The organism is Streptomyces sp. NPDC028907 (assembly GCF_055564995.1).
The window spans coordinates 295490-316796 of record NZ_JBVHVE010000008.1 but is presented as its reverse complement, the minus strand read 5'-3'; the positions used below and the strand labels follow the sequence as shown (position 1 = coordinate 316796).

The window sequence follows — 21307 nt, the reverse complement described above, 5'->3', positions numbered from 1 at the left end:
GGACGGTCCGCACGCCCTGGACGGCCCCGACGCCCCGGACTGCTCGGACGGCTCGGGCGTCCCGCACGGTCCGGGCGGCTCGGGCGGCTCGGGCGGCTCGGGCGGCCGGATCGTCGGGCGCCCCGGACCGTCATGCGGTCCGCGGGCCTGCGCCCAGGTCCCTTCGGCGGGCCCTACTTCTCCATGCCCCGGTTCAACTGGTTCAGCAGCCGGCCGAGTTCGGCGACCTCGCGCGGGTCCCAGTGGGAGAGCTGCTCGACATAGCGCGCCCGCCGCGCCTCACGCACCTTGGCGACCCGGCCCCGCCCCTCCTCCGTGAGGTGCACCAGCCACGCCCGTCCGTCGGCGGGATCGGGCTCGCGGGCGACCAGGCCCAGGTCCTCCAGGGCACGCAGCTGGCGGGACATGGTGGCCTTGCCGACGCCGATGTAGGCGGCGAGTTCGGTGGCCCGCAGCCGCCCGGACTCGTCCAGCCGCACCAGCAGCCCGTACGCCGCCGACTCCAGGTCGGGATGGACCTCACGGGCCATCTCGCCCTGCTTGGCCCGGGCGCGCCGGAACAGAACGGTCAGCTCCCGTTCCAGATCGAGGAACTCGGGACGGCCCGGACCACCGCCGGACGCCCCCTCCAAGGGGGCACCCGCCGACTGTCCCTGCCGCTCGTCCCCGTCTCCGTCTTCCCGCACGTCAGCCCCTGCCTCGAATTTCCCGGTCCTGAAAGTTTCCGCCGACCGCCGTCGTCGCCGCAGCTCCGTCAGTATTTCGCAGGCTTGGACCAACGGCAGCCTTCGGACCCCCTTCCACCTGCTCTTCTGGCTCCCTGGCGTCTCTGCCGAGACCTGGCTGGCATGCCCACGCCAGACATGACCCAGACTGCGGCCGATCACGGATCCATGTGAGTTCCCCACCGAGCGTCACCGAGCCTTCGGAGGCACGCTATGCCCGTGCACAGACCCGAACCGCTCCGCTCCCGGCACACCCCTGTCGCCGGGCTACTGCTCGCAGCCGTCCTGACCCTGACCCTCCTCGTACTGACCACCCGGCCCGCCTCCGCGTCCGCCGACGATCCCCCGCCCCGCGGCTCCGCCCACATGGGCATGGGCGTCCTCACCCATGACGGCACGGACGGTGAACCCGTCGCTGACCTGGCCGCTCAGACGGAAGGCGTGGACGTCTCCAGCCACCAGGGCAACGTCGCCTGGTCGACCCTGTGGGGCAGCGGGGTGAAGTGGGCCTATGTGAAGGCCACCGAGGGGACCTACTACACCAACCCCTACTTCACCCAGCAGTACACGGGCTCCTACGACGTCGGCATGATCCGCGGGGCCTACCACTTCGCCACCCCGGACACCACCAATGGCGCAACCCAGGCCAACTATTTCGTCAACCACGGCGGCGGCTGGTCACGCGACGGCAAGACGCTGCCCGGCGCCCTCGACATCGAGTGGAACCCGTACGGCGACGCCTGCTACGGCAAGACCCCAGCCGCGATGGTCACCTGGATCCGTGACTTCCTGAACCAGTACAAGGCCCGCACGGGCCGCGCCCCCGTCATCTACACGGCGACGAACTGGTGGAAGCAGTGCACCGGCAACTACAGCGGCTTCGCCACCGCCAACCCGCTGTGGGTCGCCCGGTACGCCGCCGAGGTGGGGGAACTCCCGGCGGGCTGGGACTACTACACGATGTGGCAGTACACGTCCTCCGGACCGACCGTCGGCGACCACAACCGGTTCAACGGGGCGCTGGACCGGTTGAAGGCATTGGCCAACGGCTGATTCCTCTCGCGGCGAAGGCCCGGGCCTCCCTCACGGGACCCGGGCCCTGCCGTCCGACCGCGTCCGTCACGCCGCGACCGGAACCTCCGGCGCCGCGCCGTTGGTGGCCGGCGACAGCGCCAGCTCCAGGACCTGGCGGACGTCGGTGACGGCGTGGACGTCGAGCTTGTCCAGCACCTCGGCCGGGACGTCGTCCAGGTCGGGCTCGTTGCGCTTGGGAATGACGACGGTGGTGACGCCCGCCCGGTGGGCCGCCAGCAGCTTCTGCTTCACGCCGCCGATGGGCAGCACCCGGCCGGTCAGCGAGACCTCGCCGGTCATCGCCACGTCCGTACGGACCAGGCGGCCCGACAGCAGCGACGCCAGCGCCGTCGTCATCGTGACTCCCGCGCTCGGACCGTCCTTCGGCACCGCGCCCGCCGGGAAGTGGATGTGCACGCCCCGGTCCTTCAGGTCGGCGACGGGCAACTCCAGTTCGGCGCCGTGCGAGCGCAGGAAGGACAGGGCGATCTGTGCGCTCTCCTTCATCACGTCACCCAGTTGGCCGGTCAGGGTCAGGCCCGCCGCGCCCGTCTCCGGGTCGGCCAGCGACGCCTCGACGTACAGGACGTCACCACCCGCGCCGGTCACCGCGAGGCCGGTCGCCACGCCCGGGACCGCTGTACGCCGCTCGGCCGGGTCCTGCGCCGACTCGGGCACGTGGTGCGGTCGGCCGATCAGTGCGCGCAGGTCGCCGTCGCCGATCGTGAACGGCAGTTCCCGCTCGCCCAGTTCGTGCTGGGCCGCGACCTTGCGCAGGAGCCGTGCGATCGACCGCTCCAGGGTGCGCACGCCCGCCTCGCGGGTGTACTCGCCGGCGAGCTTGCGCAGCGCGCCCTCGTCGATCGCGACCTCGTCCGCCTTCAGTCCGGCCCGCTCCAGCTGACGCGGGAGCAGGTGGTCGCGGGCGATGACGACCTTCTCGTCCTCGGTGTAGCCGTCCAGGCGGACCAGCTCCATACGGTCGAGGAGGGCCTCCGGGATGGCTTCCAGGACGTTGGCGGTGGCGAGGAAGACGACGTCGGACAGGTCCAGTTCCACTTCCAGGTAGTGGTCGCGGAAGGTGTGGTTCTGCGCCGGGTCCAGGACCTCCAGCAGGGCCGCCGCCGGGTCGCCCCGGAAGTCGGAGCCCACCTTGTCGATCTCGTCGAGGAGGACGACCGGGTTCATCGAACCGGCCTCCTTGATCGCGCGCACGATCCGGCCGGGCAGCGCGCCGACGTAGGTACGGCGGTGGCCGCGGATCTCGGCCTCGTCGCGGACGCCGCCGAGGGCGACCCGGACGAACTTGCGCCCCATGGCGTGCGCCACGGACTCGCCCAGCGAGGTCTTGCCGACGCCGGGCGGGCCGACCAGCGCCAGCACGGCACCGCCGCGCCGGCCGCCGACGACACCGAGGCCCCGGTCGGTACGGCGCTTGCGCACCGCGAGGTACTCGGTGATGCGCTCCTTCACGTCCTCCAGACCGGCGTGCTCGGCGTCGAGGATCGCCTTGGCGCCCTGGATGTCGTACGCGTCCTCGGTCCGCTCGTTCCACGGCAGTTCGAGCACGGTGTCGAGCCAGGTCCGGATCCACGACCCCTCGGGCGACTGGTCGGAGGACCGCTCCAGCTTGTCGACCTCCTTGAGCGCCGCCTCCCGGACCTTCTCCGGCAGGTCGGCGGCCTCCACGCGGGCCCGGTAGTCGTCGGACTCCTCGCCGTCCTGTTCGCCGTTCAGCTCGCGCAGTTCCTTGCGGACGGCCTCCAGCTGACGGCGCAGCAGGAACTCGCGCTGCTGCTTGTCGACGCCCTCCTGGACGTCCTTGGCGATGGTCTCGGCGACGTCCTGCTCGGCGAGGTGGTCGCGCAGTTGCTGAGTGGCGAGCTTGAGGCGGGCTACCGGGTCGGCGGTCTCCAGCAGCTCGACCTTCTGCTCGGTGGTCAGGAAGGGCGAGTAACCGGAGTTGTCGGCGAGCTGGGACACGTCGTCGATGGCCTGAACCCGGTCGACCACCTGCCAGGCGCCGCGCTTGCGCAGCCAGGCGGTGGCGAGGGCCTTGTACTCCTTCACCAGTTCGGCGACCTGTCCGGGAAGCGGCTCGGGCACGCTCTCGTCGACCCGCGCGCCCTCGACCCACAGGGCCGCACCCGGCCCGGTCGTCCCGGCGCCGATCCGCACCCGACCGCGTCCCCGGATCAGGGCGCCGGGGTCGCCGTCGGCCAGCCGGCCGACCTGCTCGACGGTGCCGAGCACACCGGTGCTCGCGTACGTCCCGTCGATGCGCGGCACCAGCAGCACCCGTGGCTTCCCGGGCTGCGACCGGGCGGCCGCTTGGGCGGCCTCCACCGCGGCGCGTACATCGGCGTCGTTCAAGTCCAGCGGGACCACCATCCCGGGCAGCACGACCTCGTCGTCGAGGGGCAGCACGGGCAGGGTGAGCGGTGTGGACGTCGAAGCCATGATCTCCCCTTAGGCAGTCAAGTTGAGTTATGCCGACTCAATGCACAGGGAGGCTCGAATGTTCCCGGGCCCTCGTTCGCTGTGAGCGATCAGCTGCCGCAGCTGCGGTGACCTCGGGCTTTCCTGGTCAACGGTCACTGCGGTCCGATGCTTCCCGCCCGTCTGGCCGTGACCGACAAAGAGCCCTTCCCTACGAACGGGACTGCCGCTGCCGCGGATCGTCGGCGGAATTCCGCGCCCCGTCAGCGGCGCGCCCCTCGGCCTGCGCGGCGCCGAGCTGGACCGACTCAAGGACCAGCAGACGGCCCTGACCGGACGGGCCACCGAATTGGGCGTACGAGAGCCTGCGGGGCGGGGCGACTCGCCGAGCGACGGGACTGCGGCATCTACCGCGCGCCGGTCGCCGCCGACGTGCGGTCACCTCCGGCCGACCGGCCCCGACTTCGCGTGCGCGGCGTGCCAGCGCCTGACGGTCGGCCACATCCCGATCCCGATGGCCAGGGAGATGAGGTGACCCCAATTGGTCAGCGGGTCCGTGAGGTTCAGGAGGTCCTGGAGCAGCATCCCGCCGAACAGCGCCAGCACCGGCCGACGCAGCCACGGTCGCAGCAGCCCGGCCAGGGCGCCTGTGCTCGTGGCGACGCCGAAGCTGATGCCGTAGTCGAGGCGGTACAGCGAACTGTCGGAAAGGTGGCCGACCAGCACGGCGAGCCCCACGGGGACCTCGGTCGCGAGGGTGGCCAGGGCGTGCCCGGTCAGGAAGACAAGGGCTGTGCGCACGCCGCCGATCCGTCGTTCCAGCGCGGTCAGCACCAGCAGGAAGCCGAGGGTGTACGGCCCCAGGAAGCCGCCCGCGACCCACAGGGCGCTGGCGAGGAGCACCAGCACGGGCGTCCGCACGAGGTGCGCGACATCGGTGCTGGAGCCCTGGTGCAGGGCGTGGACGAGGTCGGGGTCGGCGTAGGTGGCGATCAGCGAGGTGACGGCGAGGACGGCGGCGTAGGCGAGGGTGAACGGGGCGCCGGTGGGGGTGGGGAGCAGGCGCCAGGGGCGGAACGGACGGGCGCGCGGCACCGCGGTCCCGGCAGGAGCCGGCATCGCGGGCGGCGGCATCGCGGGCAACGCGCTCACGGCGGTGGCCGGCCCGCGCTGGCGGGGCATCCCGTCCAGCAGCTCCGCCACCTCGGGCTCGGGAAACGAGCCCGTCACGCCCCCGACCGCAGTCCGTTCCAAGGTGAGGCGCTCCTTCCGTTTCCCCCACCCTCGGACCACAGATCATCCATGTCTGTGATCTGCGCCACAGAACAGCAGATTCTCAGCAACCTCTCAACAAGTTCTCGCGTCTCACCAGTTCACGCATTCGAAGGTAATTCCCGCAGGGACTCCGGCCGGACCTGCCAGGATGGCCGGATGCCCACTTCGTACGACATCCCCGAAGTCCTGGAACGTCGCGAGGGGCCGCACGGCGAGATCGTGCTGCGGCGGCACGGTGAACTGCTCCAGATCATCGCCAACGGCTGCTTCCTGATGGACACCTCCGACGGACGCTCGGAGCGGCTGCTGGTCGACGTGGCGCTCGGTGCGCTGGACGGACGGCCCGACCCGGAGGTGCTGATCGGCGGGCTCGGCGTCGGGTTCTCGCTCGCACACGCCGCCGCCGACCCGCGCCCGGGACGGATCGCAGTCGTGGAGCGCGAGCGCGCGATTATCGACTGGCATCTCGACGGCCCGTTGTCCGGCATCTCCGCGGCGGCTCTCGCCGATCCGCGCACCGAGATTCTGGAAACTGATCTCGTGGCCTACCTGCATGAGACTTCCGCCACGTATGACGCCCTGTGTCTCGACATCGACAACGGGCCCGACTGGACGGTCACCGAGGGCAACGACAGCCTGTACTCACCGGCCGGACTGGCGGGCTGCGCAGGGGCGTTGAGGCCCGGTGGCGTGCTTGCCGTATGGTCCGCCCAGCCCTCTCCGGAATTCGAAGAAACCTTGTGTAATGCCGGATTCCAACAGGTGCGTACCGAAGAGATCCCCGTTGCCCGGGGCGTTCCGGACGTCGTACACCTCGGCGTACGGCCTGGATAGCCGTGGCACGGTGACTCCCCGTACTCTGCTCACCTGACGCGGATCATTCAAGCGTCAATCGCAAGCATGCGCAGGCATAGCCAGATAGCGGGATCACCCCACGGATTCCGGAAAGCAACTTTGGGGCGGGCGATGGAGCAGACACACACCTCCCACAACGGCACGGCGGCGACCCCCGGCGCCCAGCGCCGGGTCCTCGTGGTCGAGGACGATCCGACCATCGTGGACGCCATCGCGGCCCGTCTGCGCGCCGAGGGCTTCCTCGTGCAGACCGCGGGCGACGGTCCGGCGGCGGTCGACACGGCGGAGGCCTGGCAGCCCGACCTGCTGATCCTCGACATCATGCTGCCGGGGTTCGACGGCCTTGAGGTCTGCCGCCGGGTGCAGGCCCAGCGGCCGGTGCCGGTGCTGATGCTGACCGCGCGCGACGACGAGACCGACATGCTGGTCGGGCTCGGCGTCGGCGCCGACGACTACATGACCAAGCCGTTCTCGATGCGGGAGCTGGCGGCACGCGTGCATGTGCTGCTGCGCCGCGTGGAGCGGGCCGCGCTGGCCGCCACGACCCCGCGGTCGGGCATCCTGCGCCTCGGCGAGCTGGAGATCGACCACGCGCAGCGGCGCGTACGGGTCCGCAGTGAGGACGTCCACCTCACGCCGACCGAGTTCGACCTCCTGGTGTGCCTGGCGAACACCCCGCGCGCGGTGCTCTCCCGGGAGCAGCTCCTCGCCGAGGTGTGGGACTGGGCGGACGCCTCCGGCACCCGCACGGTCGACAGCCACATCAAGGCGCTGCGCCGGAAGATCGGCGCCGAGCGGATCCGCACCGTGCACGGCGTGGGCTACGCCCTGGAGACCCCGACGCCATGAGCGACGGACCGGCCGCGCGGAGAGGCCCCGGGGAGCCCTGGGGCGGCGTACGTCCGTTCTCGATCAAGACCAAGCTGGGCGCGCTGGTCATCATCGCGGTGCTGATCACCACCGGCCTGTCGATGATCGCTGTGCGCACCCAGACGGAACTGCGCTTCATCACGGTCTTCTCGATGATCGCCACACTGCTCATTACGCAGTTCGTGGCACATTCGCTCACCGCGCCGCTGGACGAGATGAACGCGGTGGCCCGGTCCATCTCGCACGGCGACTACACCCGCCGGGTGCGCGACAACCGCCGGGACGAGCTGGGTGACCTCGCCGGGACGATCAACCTGATGGCCGACGAGCTGGAGGCCCAGGACCAGCAGCGCAAGGAGCTGGTGGCGAACGTCTCGCACGAGCTGCGCACCCCGATCGCGGGCCTGCGGGCGGTCCTGGAGAACGTCGTCGACGGCATCGCCGAGGCCGACCCCGAGACGATGCGCACCGCGCTGAAGCAGACCGAGCGCCTCGGCCGGCTCGTGGAGACGCTCCTGGACCTGTCCCGTCTGGACAACGGCGTCGTACCGCTGCGGCTGCGGCGCTTCGAGGTGTGGCCCTATCTGTCCGGGGTGCTGAAGGAGGCCAACATGGTTTCCTCGGCGCGCGGCGGCATGGCGTCGGGTTCCGGCAGTCACACCCGTACGGACGTCCATCTGCACCTCGACGTCTCCCCGCCGGAGCTGACCGCGCACGCCGACCCCGAGCGCATCCACCAGGTCGTCGCCAACCTCATCGACAACGCGATCAAGCACAGCCCGCCGCACGGCCGCGTGACGGTCAAGGCACGGCGCGGCGCGCATCCGGAGTCGCTGGTGCTGGAGGTCCTGGACGAGGGTCCGGGCATCCCGCGCTCGGACTGGCACCGGGTCTTCGAGCGGTTCAACCGGGGCGCGGTGAGCCGGCCGCACGGGCCGGGCAGCGACGGCGGTACGGGGCTGGGTCTTGCGATCGCGCGCTGGGCCGTCGATCTGCACGGCGGCCGGATCGGAGTGGCCGAATCCGATCGGGGTTGCCGGATTCTTGTCACGCTTCCAGGGCAGCCATCCGTACCAAGTTGACGTAAAGTTCGAAGCGGAGCGTCAAGATCCACGTCTGTCCCGGCTGACGGACACGTGTGATCAGGTACAGACCTGCGCCTTCGGCGTGCCAGGTCGTGATCACGCCTTCCCATCTGAGGTCATCCGAAGCGGAACCACGCTTGTTTCCCGCCATTTCCAGGCACGAAACACGCTTTCCGATGTGACTTACGCGACGATGACCTTGCTCAGCCTGACCTTCCCGGCCATGGGGGCGTAGCCTTAATTCCCGCTGTCCATCACCTTGTGAAGCGGAAGAGGGCGGTTGCCGCCGTGTCGCCACAGTCCCCCAGTAACTCGAGCATCTCGACCGACGCAGACCAAGCGGGGAAGAACCCCGCGGCCGCGTTCGGTCCGAACGAGTGGCTCGTCGACGAGATCTATCAGCAGTACCTCCAGGACCCCAATTCGGTGGACCGAGCCTGGTGGGACTTCTTCGCCGACTACAAGCCCGGGGCGGCCGCCGCCCCGGCTCCGGCGGGTACTGCGGCCGCGGGGGCCGCAGAGACCACCACCACGGCTCCGGCCGCTCCGGCTGCTCCGGCCGCCCCGTCGGTCCCCGCGCCGGCCCCCGCGGCCCCGAAGCCCGCGGCCGCGGCTCCCGCCGCCCCGGCGCCGGCCGCCGCGAAGCCCGCCGCGCCCGCTCCGGTCGCGAAGCCCGCTCAGCCGAAGAAGGCCGAGCCCGCCGCCGCCGGCGACGGTCCCGAGCTGGTGACGCTGCGCGGCCCCGCCGCCGCGGTCGCGAAGAACATGAACGCCTCGCTGGAAGTGCCCACGGCCACGTCCGTGCGCGCGGTCCCGGTGAAGCTGCTCTTCGACAACCGCATCGTCATCAACAACCACCTCAAGCGCGCCCGGGGCGGGAAGATCTCCTTCACGCACCTCATCGGGTACGCGATGGTGCAGGCCATCAAGGCCATGCCGTCGATGAACTACTCCTTCGCGGAGAAGGACGGCAAGCCGACCCTGGTCAAGCCGGAGCACATCAACTTCGGCCTCGCCATCGACCTGGTCAAGCCCAACGGCGACCGCCAGCTCGTGGTCGCGGGCATCAAGAAGGCCGAGACCCTGAACTTCTTCGAGTTCTGGCAGGCCTATGAGGACATCGTCCGCCGCGCCCGCGACGGCAAGCTCGGCATGGACGACTTCACCGGTGTGACGGTCTCCCTGACCAACCCCGGCGGCCTCGGTACCGTGCACTCCGTGCCGCGGCTGATGCCCGGCCAGTCGGTGATCATGGGCGTCGGCTCCATGGACTACCCGGCGGAGTTCCAGGGCACCTCCCAGGACACCCTGAACAAGCTCGGCATCTCGAAGGTCATGACGCTCACGTCGACCTACGACCACCGGGTCATCCAGGGCGCCGCCTCCGGCGAGTTCCTGCGGATCGTCGCGAACCTCCTCCTCGGCGAGAACGGCTTCTACGACGACATCTTCGAGGCGCTGCGCATCCCCTACGAGCCGGTCCGCTGGCTCAAGGACATCGACGCCAGCCACGACGACGACGTCACCAAGGCCGCCCGCGTCTTCGAGCTGATCCACTCCTACCGGGTCCGCGGCCACGTCATGGCCGACACCGACCCGCTGGAGTACCAGCAGCGCAAGCACCCCGACCTGGACATCACCGAGCACGGCCTCACCCTGTGGGACCTGGAGCGCGAGTTCGCCGTCGGCGGCTTCGCCGGCAAGTCCCTGATGAAGCTGCGGGACATCCTCGGTGTGCTGCGCGACTCGTACTGCCGCACCACCGGCGTCGAGTTCATGCACATCCAGGACCCGAAGCAGCGCCGGTGGATCCAGGACCGCATCGAGCGCGCGCACTCCAAGCCGGAGCGCGAGGAGCAGCTGCGCATCCTGCGCCGGCTGAACGCCGCGGAGGCCTTCGAGACCTTCCTGCAGACGAAGTACGTCGGCCAGAAGCGCTTCTCCCTGGAGGGCGGCGAGTCCGTCATCCCGCTGCTGGACGCGGTCATCGACAGCGCCGCCGAGTCCCGGCTGGACGAGGTCGTCATCGGCATGGCCCACCGCGGCCGGCTGAACGTCCTCGCCAACATCGTCGGCAAGTCGTACGCCCAGATCTTCCGCGAGTTCGAGGGCAACCTCGACCCGAAGTCGATGCACGGCTCCGGTGACGTGAAGTACCACCTGGGCGCCGAGGGCACCTTCACCGGCCTCGACGGCGAGCAGATCAAGGTCTCCCTGGTCGCGAACCCCTCGCACCTGGAGGCGGTGGACCCGGTCCTGGAGGGCGTCGCCCGCGCCAAGCAGGACATCATCAACAAGGGCGGCACGGACTTCACGGTCCTGCCGGTGGCGATCCACGGCGACGCGGCCTTCGCGGGCCAGGGCGTGGTGGCCGAGACCCTGAACATGTCGCAGCTGCGCGGCTACCGCACCGGCGGCACGGTCCACATCGTCATCAACAACCAGGTCGGCTTCACTGCGGCTCCCGAGTCGTCCCGCTCCTCCATGTACGCCACCGACGTGGCCCGCATGATCGAGGCGCCGATCTTCCACGTGAACGGCGACGACCCCGAGGCGGTCGTTCGCGTTGCCCGTCTGGCCTTCGAGTTCCGCCAGGCGTTCAACAAGGACGTCGTGATCGACCTCATCTGCTACCGCCGCCGCGGTCACAACGAGTCGGACAACCCGGCCTTCACCCAGCCGCTGATGTACGACCTCATCGACAAGAAGCGCTCGGTGCGCAAGCTCTACACCGAGTCCCTCATCGGTCGCGGCGACATCACCCTGGAAGAGGCCGAGCAGGCGCTTCAGGACTACCAGGGGCAGCTGGAGAAGGTCTTCACGGAGGTCCGCGAGGCCACCTCGCAGCCGGCCGCCGCGGAGCCCTCGGACCCGCAGGCCGAGTTCCCGGTCGCCGTGAACACCGCGGTGACCTCGGAGACCGTCAAGCGGATCGCCGAGTCCCAGGTCAACATCCCCGACCACGTCACCGTCCACCCGCGTCTGCTGCCCCAGCTCCAGCGCCGGGCGTCCATGGTCGAGGACGGCACCATCGACTGGGGCATGGGCGAGACCCTCGCGGTCGGCTCCCTCCTCCTTGAGGGCGTCCCGGTCCGTCTGGCCGGCCAGGACTCGCAGCGCGGCACCTTCGGTCAGCGTCACGCGGTGATCATCGACAACAGGACAGGCGAGGAGTACACGCCGCTGCAGTACCTCTCCGAGGACCAGTCGCGGCTGAACGTGTACAACTCGCTGCTGTCCGAGTACGCCGCGATGGGCTTCGAGTACGGCTACTCGCTGGCCCGTCCGGACGCGCTCGTGATGTGGGAGGCGCAGTTCGGCGACTTCGTCAACGGCGCCCAGACGGTCGTGGACGAGTTCATCTCCTCGGCCGAGCAGAAGTGGGCGCAGACCTCCGGCGTCGTCCTGCTCCTGCCGCACGGTTACGAGGGCCAGGGCCCGGACCACTCCTCGGCCCGCCCGGAGCGGTTCCTGCAGCTCTGCGCGCAGAACAACATGACGGTCGCGATGCCGACCTCGCCGTCGAACTACTTCCACCTCCTGCGGTGGCAGGTACACAACCCGCACCACAAGCCGCTGGTCGTCTTCACCCCGAAGTCGATGCTGCGTCTGAAGGCCGCGGCCTCGACGGCGGACGAGTTCACGACCGGGCAGTTCCAGCCGGTCATCGGCGACTCCTCGGTCGACCCGGCCGCGGTCAAGAAGGTCGTCTTCTGCGCCGGCAAGGTCTACTACGACCTGGACGCCGAGCGGAAGAAGCGCGGCGTCACGGACACGGCGATCATCCGCATCGAGCGCCTGTACCCGCTGCCGGGTGCCGAGCTCCAGGCCGAGATCGCCAAGTACCCGAACGCCGAGAAGTACCTGTGGGCCCAGGAGGAGCCGGCGAACCAGGGTGCCTGGCCGTTCATCGCGCTCAACCTGATCGACCACCTGGACCTGGCGGTCGGCGCCGAGGTCCCGCACGGCGAGCGCCTGCGCCGGATCTCCCGTCCGCACGGGTCGTCCCCGGCCGTCGGTTCCGCCAAGCGGCACCAGGCCGAGCAGGAGCAGCTGGTGCGTGAGGTGTTCGAGGCGTAGGCCTCCGGCGGTTCAGCCGAATCTCAGGGCCCGGTGCCGAGTTCTTGCTCGGCACCGGGCCCTTTCGCCTGCCCTGGGGGCGCAGTTCCTCGCGCCCCCAGGGGAACAGGGGTGCCGTTGGCTGATCGGATCCGGTCAGATCGGTTGCGGCTCGAAGTCCCAGTACGGGCGCTGCCGTTCGAGGATGTGGCGGGTCTGCGGGTGGTCGGCGCCGAGCCGTGAGGTCAGGCGGGCCACGGTGTCCCGGTGCAGCGCCTCGGACTCCTCCCGCTCGCCCAGCTCGGCCAGGTCCAGTGCGAGACCGGCCCGCAGGCTGATGGTGAGCACATGCGCGTCGCCCAGGACCCGCGCGGAACGGTCGGCGGTCTCCCGGCCCAGCGCCGCAGCGGCCTCGATCTCTCCTACGCCGGCGAGGGCGGCGACCTCGTTCTTGGCGCAGCCGATGGCCCACGGGTGGTCCCGGCCCACCGCCCGCCGCATCTGGGCCGTGGTCTGCCGGGACAGCGCCAGCGCGGCCCGGTACTCGCCCATGTCCCGCATGACGGTGGCGACGTTGTCCCGCGCGCCGATCGCGTACGGGTGGCGCTCGCCCAGTTGGGCGGCGTACTGGGTGGCGGTGGCCTCGGCCAGGCCTCTGGCCTCCTCCGTGAGCTCCAGGTCGCGCAGGAGCATCGCGTAGTCGCAGGACGCCATCAGCGTCTCGGGGTGCATGGGGCCACGGCGGCGGATCAGCTTCTCGCGGACGCCGCGCAGCATGGCGTGCGCGAACTGGAGGTCTCCGACGCGGCGGGCACACAGGGCGAGGTTGTGCTCGGCGAGCAGGGTCTGGCTGTGGGTGCGGTCCAGGACCTGGCTGTGGACCCGGGAGTTGTGGCCCTGGATGGTCAGCGCCTCGCGGTAGCTGCCGAGCAGCCGCAGCATCCAGGCGGTGCGCAGCGAGGAGTTGAGGGTGAGGGCGTCACGTTCGCCGAGCAGGTCGAGACGGGCCTCGTAGATCTTGCGGTGCAGGGCCAGGGACTCGGTGTAGTGGCCCTGGAGGCCGAGGGCCACGGCGAGGTTGCTGCGGATGGCGAGGGTGCGCGGCACCTGCTCGTCGCCGAGTTCGGCCGCGGCGCTCGCGGCGGCCTCGTCGAACAGGGCGCGGGCCTCCGGGTAGCGGCCGAGCGCCATGAGGGTGCCCCCGAGACCGTCCTTGGCGCGGATCACCTCGATCGGCCGGACGCCGTCGGAGCGTTCGAGCCGGCCGAGGATCTCGCGCCCGACGGTCTCCGCCTCCGCGTACCTGCCCAGCCTGCGCAGCATGTTGGCGAGCTGGTGGACGGCGATGAGCACCGAGCGGTCGGTGTCGCCGGAGGTGCCCCGCCAGTGCTCCACGGCCTGCCGGCTGAGCCACCAGCCGTCGTGGTACTCGCCGCGCATCCGCAGGTACTCGATGCAGTTGAGGACCAGTTCGCGTGCGTCGTCGTCCGCCGACTCCAGGGCCCCGGAGGGTTCCAGGTGCGGGATGAGGGCGGCGTACCGGGCCCAGTTGCCGGCCGAGGAGGAGTCGCGGGGGTCGGCGGAGACGAGGACCTTGCGGGCGGCGGCCGAGTAGCGCTGGGCGTCGGCGGGTGACTGGATGGACCGTACGAAGCGGTGGAAGAGGCGGTGCATGCGCAGGGTGCCGACGGTCTGGGTGTCCATGCGCGGCCCGGCTTCGTACTCGATCCGCATGGAGGTGATCTCGGACAGCCGGCGCAGCGCGGTGTTCCAGCTGCTGGGCTCGGCGATCAGCTCGTCCAGTTCGGCGGGCAGGTCGCCGTGCCGTGCGGTCTGGAGCAGTCGTACCGGCACCACGTCGTGGGAGAAGCAGACCAGCAGGTTGAGCAGCTGCCAGGCGGATTCCGAGCCGTCGCGCAGGGTGTTGACGAGTTTCGCCCAGGCCACCTCGAAGCTCTCCGGGTACTGGCCGGAGGCCATGACGCCGAAGCGGTCCGGACGGCCGTCGCGGATGTCCCGGATGTAGTCGTCGACCGGCACGGTCGGGTTGATGTCGAGCCAGGCGGCCGTCTGGTCGAGCAGCAGCGGCATGTCCTCCACGGCCTCGGCGAGCCGCTCGGCCTGCAGGTCGCTGAGGCGCTCGGTGCGGCGCCCGGCGAAGGCGACGCTCTCGCGGCGTTCGAAGACGGGTACGGCGATGTTCTCGGCGTGGGCGCCCCACTCGCTGCGGTGGGTGGTGACGAGGATGTGGCCGCGGCCTTCGGGCACCAGGTCGATCAGCCGCTCCGGGTCGCCGGCGCCGTCCAGGACGAGCAGCCAGGGCCGGGCGGTGCGGTCGAGTTCCCGGCGGACGGCGGTGATGGTGTTCGCGAGGTCGCCGGAGTCGCGCAGGTCCAGGGCGGCGGCGAGGTCGGCGAACTGCTGGCGGGCGGTGACGCGTTGGGCGGCGTTGATCCACCAGACGATGTCGTACTCGCCGGCGAACCGGTGGACGTACTCCAGGGCCAGCTGGGTCTTGCCGAAGCCGCCGGGGCCGAGCAGCGCCACGGCGGCTCCGGTGGGTCCGGCGGCGGAGAGGGCGCCGTAGACCTTCTCCAGCAGTTCGGTGCGGCCGACGAAGCGGAGGTTGCGGCGCGGGACGTGCCAGACGTCCGGCGGATCGTCGGGGAAGCGGGGGCCGCGGCGCAGGTCGACCAGGACGCCCGGGGCGGGTATGCCGGCGCACTCCAGGACCCGGCTGCGCGCCACCTCGGGGCGCAGTCCGCGCAGTTCGACGGGGGCGAGGGCGATGACGGCCTCGGGCATGGGCCGGGCGGTGATGCTGACGGCGGCGATCCGGTCCTGGTACGTCGGCAGGACCTGCCGCAGCGCCTCGGCCCAGGCCTCGAACCGCTCGTTGCCCAGCCGTTCGTGCCAGTCGTCGATCACGAGCAGGACGCGGCCCGGCGCGCTCAGCAGGCTGGTGAACGCCTCGGCGGTGGGCGGCCGGCGCAGCGGGTTCCACCTGATCAGCGTGGTGCCCCGTCCCGCGGCCCGGATCTGGTGGTCGATCCATTTGGCCCAGGACTCGCTCTGTCCGGCGAAGACCACCGTGACGTGTCCGAGTTCCGCCGCCATCTCGCCAGTTCCCCTCGACTGAACCTGGTCACGTCCGTGCACAGGTCATTCAATTGTGCGTCAAATCGGTGCCAGAGGTAATGAGTTGAGCATTGTTCCAGTCACCGAGCCGCGCGTGACGTCCGCTCGAGCCGGTGCGCGATGTGCCGGACGAGCCGCTCCAGATCGGCGCAGTAGACACTGGGGTGCCGGAACCCGGTCCCGGGAGCGTACCGGTGCACGTAGTTCCCGCCCCCGCACACCTTCCCCACGGGACAGCCCAGACACTCCTCGGCCAGTGCCCGCTCCCCCAGCTGGCGTGCGACGACGCCGGGATGGCGCAGTGCCCGGTCGAACGAGTGCCGGAAGACGTCGAGCCCGGTCTCCGAGGCTCCCTCGTACGCCGATCTGAGCGAGTCGACCTGCTCGACGGCCCCGTCCGTCTCCACCACGACGGCCGCCATCGGCGACAGCCCCACGGCCTCGGCGCGACTGGGAGAGCCGAGCAGGAGCCCGGCGATCTCCTGGAACAGCCGGATGCGCGTGCTGAGCCGCCCCTCGTCCCACCAGGCGTCGAAGACGGCGGCGAGCCAGTCGCCGTACGGCGTGGGGGTGGGGCGGTACCTGCCCGGGGGCCGGCTCGGGACGCCGGGGGGCGGCCGGTCCCAGTTGGCGTGCGGGAGGAGGAAGTCGACGCCGGGCGGGCGCAGGGCGAGGAGCGAGCGGTAGACGTCCAGGGGGTCGGCGGCGAGATCGATCGTGCAGAGGATTCCGGCGTACGACTCCGGTCGTGCCGAGAGCCGCTGTGCCGCCGCGCGGGCCGCGGGCCAGGCGGGGCGTCCGGCGCGGTCGACCCGGCGGGCGTTGTGCGCGGCGCGTCCGCCGTCGAGGCTGAGGCCGACCCGGATGCCGGCGTCGGCGAGGCGGTCGAGGGCGCCCGCCGTCAGCCGGGTGCCGTTGGTCTGGACGGTGGCGGTGACCCGGCACTCGACGGCCGCGCGTACCGCGTCGGCGTAGGCGAGGACGGGGTCGGGGCCGGTGAGGAGGGGTTCGCCGCCGTGGAGTTCGATACGGATGGCGTCGAGGCGGTGGCCGCGGACGTGCTCGGCGATCCGGTCCGCGGCGCGGCGCATGGTGCGCTCGGAGGTCCGGGCCGGCCGGTCGCGCCAGCCGTGGTCGGGGCCCTGGTAGAGGTAGCAGTAGGTGCAGTCGAGGTTGCACCGGCCGTGCACCTTCAGCACGAACTGCCGGAAGGGGACGGGCCGGTGGGCCGTGGTGTCGAGCAGGGCGTACGGCCAGGGCGGGTGCGGGTGGGTCGTCATGGCGCGTCTTCGTAGTGGGCGACGACCGGGGTGTCCCTTTCTCGGTCGCGGAGCTCGGCGAGGATCGCGGCCAGTACCGGGTGGTCGGTCTGGTCGGGGGCTGCGATCTCCGGGAGGGGTATGTGGGTGTCGTCGGCGGGGAAGGTCACTCGGCGGCCGTTTCGGGGGACAGACGGGAGATGAGCGCACGAAGGAGACGGGTGCGGTCGCGGTCGTCCGTCAGGCCGAGGGCACGGTCGTAGTCGGTACGGGCCTCGTAGGCCCTGCCCATCGCCTTGCGTGCCCGGCCCCGCTCGGTGAGGGCGACGGCCACCAGCTCCACCTCGCCGGCCTCCTCGGCGATCTCTACGGCCTGGCTGAAGAAGTCGACGGCCTTGTGCAGGTCGGCGACGGCCGCGGTGCGGTCGTAGCGCAGCCGGGCCACGTTGCCGCGGTTGATCAGGCACTGGGCGAGCAGCCACGGGTGCTCTGAACCGCGGGCGGCCTCCGCGAACAGCCAGTCCGCCTCGTACAGGTCGGTCAGCACGCCGGTCATGAGGTAACGCCGGTAGTAGGCGCGTCCCAGGCTCCGGCGCAGCCACGGAAGCTCGGGGTCGTCGGGCAGGCACTCCTCGACCGCCTGGCGCAGATGGTCGACGCTCCTCGCGATGTCCTCGGGCTCTCCCGTGAGCCCGAACCGGACGTACAGCGCCCGGCCGAGGTCGGCCAGCGCCCGCGGCCGTCGCCGGTCGTCCTCACCCAGCAGCCGCACCGCCTGCTCCCATGCCTCCACGGCGCGGTTCAGCTCGATCAGCCCGCCGGTCTGGTCGTGACGGTCGCGGTATATCCGCCCGGCCCGCACCAGGCACTCGAATGTGAGTTCCGGGTCGTCGCCCGCGGCTCGCTCGGCCTGCTCCACGGCATACAGCAGCAGGCTCTCCTCGCGCTCGGTCGGCGCGACCTCCACGGCGGCGGCCACGTCCAGCCAGATCCGGCAGCGGTCGGCGGCCGGAAGGGCGGTCTCGTCCCGGACCGCCTCCATGAGGTCCTCGGCGGCGCTCGCGGCGGCATCGGCGGCGGCGTCGGCGACCGGCGCGTACCCCTCGTGCTCGCGGGCCAGGTCGAGCCAGAGCCGTCCACGGGCGACGAGGGCGGGCACGGAGCCGGACAGCTGGAACCACACGTCCGCCGCGTCGACGGCCCGATGCAGGTGCAGCACGCGCCAGTCCGGGGCGTAGGGCCCCACGTCCGTCAGTGACCGGCGTACGCCGGTCAGCGCCTCCGCGGCGGCGCTTCTACGGGCCTGTGCCGCCGGCTCCGTGTCCTCGTCGGCCACGACCGCGCCGAGGTCGAGGTCGGCCAGGTACAGCAGTACGTCCCGCGCCCGCTCCGCCGCCCGCCCCGGCTCGCCCCGGGCCCAGTCCCGCAGGCTCTCCGGGATTCCGTCGAACTCGACGCCGCTCCCCCGCACCTCCTGCGCCTGAGCCCAGTGCACCAGCCCGAGGACGAGCCGTCCGCGCATCGTGACGGCCTGGCCGTCGAGTGCCTCCCAGGCCTCCCGCAGGTCCTCGCCCACGCGCCGCACCCGCCACCGGGCGAGCAGTGCGTGGGCCAGCTCCTCGCCGGCGGTGACCCGTTCGCCACCCGAGCCCGCGACCACGACCGCCTGCCGTGCGTACTCCACCGCGGCGTCGAGTTCCCTGGTGAGCCCCTCGCCGGTGAACCGCGCCAGCGCCTGCCGGCCCAGATCGAGCAGTTCCGTCGCGCTCCGCCCGGCCGCCGTGGCGCCCGCCACCGCGGGCAGCCTCGTCCCCAGATCCCTGAGGACCTCGGCCGACACCTCGGCGAACGCCCGCAGCCCGGCGGGTTCCCGCTCGCCCGAGCCGGTGAGCCGCTCCGGGGCCGCGTCCGGCGGCACCGCGCCCCGCAGGAACGCTCCCGCGAGCGCGGGGAAGTTCCGCGCGCTGCGCCCGAACTTCCGTTCCACGTACTCGGAGCAGTGCTTGAACAGCAGCTCCACCTCGTCGACCGACAGCCGTGACCGCAGCTCGGTCGCCACCCCCGGCAGGAACTCGTAGCGGACGGCCCGAGGGTCGTCCGCGTCCTCCCGCCGCCGCAGCAGCCCGCTGAGCAGCACCTCGGACAGGACGTCCGGTCCGCTCCCGGCCAGCATGGCGTGCTGGACCAGCTGCATCACCGGCAGGTACAGCGGCACCGCGGACAGGTACACCGCGAGGCGGCGCGCCTCGGACGACGCCGGACGCCAGAAGGTACGGACGCGGTCCGCGCCGCTGCGTTCCTGCGCGGCCCGCACCGGCGCCGCGGACGCGGGGTGGTCGGCCCGCACCCAGCCGGCCGCGGCGGACAGCGACTGCCCCGTGTCGCCGGACACCAGCCGGGCCCAGCCCTCCACCGACTCCCGCCGCAGCGCGAGCACGGGCACGGGCAGCGCGCCGGAGGCCACCGGCTCCTTGTCGGGCCGGAACAGCAGCGATCCGGCCGGGCCTTCGCGCCGGTGCAACACCCCACGCCGGGCGGGCAGATGGGTGCGCAGCCACATCCGCTGCGGCAGCGGCTGCACGACGGCGACGGGCGCGGTCGTGGCCCAGCGGTGCAGCAGCCGCTGCACCTGTCCGCTGCGCCACATGGGCCCGGCGCAGTCGCTGAGGAGCAGGGTGACCCGGCGCCCGGTCGGGTCGCTGAGCTGCTCCGGCGCGTGCAGGGCGGCACCGGGCTCGGGGCCGGCCGCACAGCCGGGCCGGCCGCCGGGCCCCTCGTGCAGATAGCGCACCTGCACCTCGCGGAAGGCGCCGGCGCGGGCGCAGACCTGGCGCAGTTCGTCGAGGGCCTGCTGCCATACGACCGTCGAGGTGGAGACGTCCATCAGGAGCAGCAGCCGGGCCTCGCGGCGCCGGTCGGTGCGCAGGACGGGCAGGACGAGGCCGGACTCGGCGGCGCGCTCGGCGGTGGCGTGCTCGTCGAGGGTGCGCGGGACGGGGCGTACGGGCGCGCGATAGCGCTGGAGGGGCCGTAACCCCCGTTGCAGGGCGAGGGGTTCGGGCAGCGCGGGTGCAGCGGGGACGCGGACCGGGGTCATCCGGACGTCGGTGCCGTCGCCGCCCGGGCCGGGCGCGAACAGGCGGGCGCTGTCGGGCTGCCGCTCCTCGTCGTCCTCGGCGGGCGTGCCGAGGGGCCGGGGCGAGAGCGCGGGGAGCGTGCCGGGGCCGAGGGCCGGTTCCGGGCCGGGCGCGGGGGCCGGCTTCGCCCTGTCGGCGCGTTCCGGGGAGGCGGGCAGCCAGCGGGCCAGCCACAGGGCGTCCGCCAGTTCCTCGACGCCGGGCGGGATGCCCGCGTCCCGCATACGCGCGACCAGCGCCGTGAGCACGGGGCTCACGCCGTCGGCCGGGAGGTCGGGGGCGCGGGGCGTCATGGCTACCGGGGCCCTCGGTCGAGGGGCTGCATCAGCAGTTCCGAGATCTCCTCGCGGCGCCGGTCGGCGTCCCGGGCGGCGTGCTGGGCGAGGAAGATGGCGTTGAGCAGCTGGTCGGTGGGGCGCAGCGCGCCGTCCGCCTCGGACTGGGTGAACTGGTCGACGAGGTCGCGGTTGGCCTCGTAGGCGCCGTGTCCGAAGTGGGCCTGGACGAGGGCGGCGAGCCTTTCGTCGCGCGGCGCCTTGAGGTCGAGCGGGATGCAGCGGCGCAGCAGCGCGGCGGGGAACTCGCGCTCACGGTTGCTGGTCATGATGACGAACGGGAAGGCGTGGCACTGGACCTGACCGCCGGTCACAGTGACCCGGCGGCCGTCGTCGGTGAGGACCCGCACCGCGGGGTCCCGGTCGGCGATGCGCTCCAGCTCGGGGATGGCGAAGCGGCCCTCCTCCAGGACGTTCAGCAGGTCGTTCGGCAGGTCGATGTCGCTCTTGTCGAGCTCGTCGATGAGCAGCACCCGGGGTTTGTCGGCGGCGAGCAGCGCGGTGCCGAGCGGGCCGAGCTTGATGTACCGGCCGATGTCCTGGGCGCCTTCCTCGCCGGGCAGCTGGGCGTCCTGGAGGCGGCCGATGGCGTCGTAGGTGTAGAGGCCGTCGCGCAGTTCGCTGCGGCTGACGATCGGCCACTCCAGGACCCGGCCGAGGTCGAGCTCGTAGGCGACGGAGTGGGCGAGTGTCGACTTGCCGACACCGGGTTCGCCGGTGACGAGCAGCGGGCGCCTCAGATACAGGGCGGCGTTGACGAGTTCGAGGGCGTCGGGGTCCTGGACGGGCAGCGGGACGGTGCGCTCGCCGAGCCTGCGGTGGGTGGCGGAGTCGAGCTGCGGGACCTCGTAGTCGACGGGCGCGGCGTCGAACTTCCGCCAGGGCGGTGGTTCCGGCAGCGCGTCGATCCTGGCCGGATCCGGCTCCCCCACGCCCCGGTAGATGAACCACTCGCTCATGGTGCGCTCCTCGTCGACGGTCGGTGGTGGTCCACGTCCTGGCCGAAGGGAGCGTCGTGCGCCCGCAGCGGGCCCCTGGAAACATACCCGGAACCGC

At 71.7% G+C, this 21307-nt stretch carries 13 protein-coding genes; 5 read left to right on the top strand and 8 right to left on the bottom strand.

Annotation, left to right across the window (positions count from 1 at the left end; genetic code table 11):
* Window positions 1–173: 173 nt before the first annotated feature.
* Window positions 174–686, bottom strand: a complete 513-nt coding sequence (locus ACZ4UU_RS25900) for a MarR family winged helix-turn-helix transcriptional regulator (RefSeq protein WP_471905747.1) — start codon at window positions 684–686, stop codon at window positions 174–176.
* Between the two features lie 252 nt (window positions 687–938).
* Here ACZ4UU_RS25900 and ACZ4UU_RS25895 point away from each other — a divergent pair, with 252 nt between their 5' ends.
* Complete coding sequence (locus ACZ4UU_RS25895; protein ID WP_471905746.1) at window positions 939–1778, top strand: lysozyme; 840 nt, start codon at window positions 939–941, stop codon at window positions 1776–1778.
* 66 nt (window positions 1779–1844) lie between these two features.
* Here ACZ4UU_RS25895 and lon read toward each other — a convergent pair whose 3' ends face one another.
* Both lon and ACZ4UU_RS25885 read right to left on the bottom strand, forming a co-directional pair.
* The gene (gene lon / locus ACZ4UU_RS25890; protein WP_471905745.1) at window positions 1845–4259 is read right to left on the bottom strand and encodes an endopeptidase La; all 2415 of its coding nucleotides are present in this window, start codon (window positions 4257–4259) and stop codon (window positions 1845–1847) included.
* Between the two features lie 417 nt (window positions 4260–4676).
* Window positions 4677–5492, bottom strand: a complete 816-nt coding sequence (locus ACZ4UU_RS25885) for a rhomboid-like protein (RefSeq protein ID WP_471905744.1) — start codon at window positions 5490–5492, stop codon at window positions 4677–4679.
* A gap of 177 nt (window positions 5493–5669) precedes the next feature.
* Between ACZ4UU_RS25885 and ACZ4UU_RS25880 the strand changes: the two genes are divergently transcribed.
* From ACZ4UU_RS25880 to ACZ4UU_RS25865, 4 genes are all read left to right on the top strand, one after another.
* A complete protein-coding gene (locus ACZ4UU_RS25880; RefSeq protein ID WP_471905743.1) occupies window positions 5670–6347 on the top strand; it encodes a spermidine synthase family protein in 678 nt (225 codons plus the stop codon).
* A 132-nt stretch (window positions 6348–6479) separates the two neighbouring features.
* Window positions 6480–7217, top strand: coding sequence for a response regulator transcription factor (locus ACZ4UU_RS25875; protein WP_003997964.1), 738 nt, complete (start codon window positions 6480–6482; stop codon window positions 7215–7217).
* A complete protein-coding gene (locus tag ACZ4UU_RS25870) occupies window positions 7214–8320 on the top strand; it encodes a sensor histidine kinase (protein ID WP_471905742.1) in 1107 nt (368 codons plus the stop codon). The genes ACZ4UU_RS25875 and ACZ4UU_RS25870 overlap by 4 nt, the downstream gene beginning before the upstream one ends.
* A gap of 291 nt (window positions 8321–8611) precedes the next feature.
* Window positions 8612–12403: a multifunctional oxoglutarate decarboxylase/oxoglutarate dehydrogenase thiamine pyrophosphate-binding subunit/dihydrolipoyllysine-residue succinyltransferase subunit gene (locus tag ACZ4UU_RS25865; protein WP_471905741.1), complete on the top strand. Its 3792-nt coding sequence runs from the start codon at window positions 8612–8614 to the stop codon at window positions 12401–12403.
* Between the two features lie 135 nt (window positions 12404–12538).
* Here the strand turns inward: ACZ4UU_RS25865 and fxsT are convergent, their stop codons facing one another.
* From fxsT to ACZ4UU_RS25840, 5 genes are all read right to left on the bottom strand, one after another.
* A complete protein-coding gene (gene fxsT, locus ACZ4UU_RS25860; RefSeq protein ID WP_471905740.1) occupies window positions 12539–15499 on the bottom strand; it encodes an FxSxx-COOH system tetratricopeptide repeat protein in 2961 nt (986 codons plus the stop codon).
* 101 nt (window positions 15500–15600) lie between these two features.
* Window positions 15601–16800 (bottom strand): FxsB family cyclophane-forming radical SAM/SPASM peptide maturase, encoded by a 1200-nt coding sequence (locus ACZ4UU_RS25855; protein ID WP_471905739.1) that lies wholly within the window; start codon window positions 16798–16800, stop codon window positions 15601–15603.
* On the bottom strand, window positions 16797–16949 hold the full coding sequence (locus ACZ4UU_RS25850) for a hypothetical protein (RefSeq protein WP_471905738.1): 153 nt from the start codon (window positions 16947–16949) through the stop codon (window positions 16797–16799). Before ACZ4UU_RS25850 ends, ACZ4UU_RS25855 begins: the two co-directional genes overlap by 4 nt.
* On the bottom strand, window positions 16946–20209 hold the full coding sequence (locus tag ACZ4UU_RS25845) for an SAV_2336 N-terminal domain-related protein (protein WP_471905737.1): 3264 nt from the start codon (window positions 20207–20209) through the stop codon (window positions 16946–16948). The genes ACZ4UU_RS25850 and ACZ4UU_RS25845 overlap by 4 nt, the downstream gene beginning before the upstream one ends.
* 2 nt (window positions 20210–20211) lie before the next feature.
* Window positions 20212–21210 (bottom strand): AAA family ATPase, encoded by a 999-nt coding sequence (locus ACZ4UU_RS25840; RefSeq protein WP_471905736.1) that lies wholly within the window; start codon window positions 21208–21210, stop codon window positions 20212–20214.
* Window positions 21211–21307: the final 97 nt, after the last annotated feature.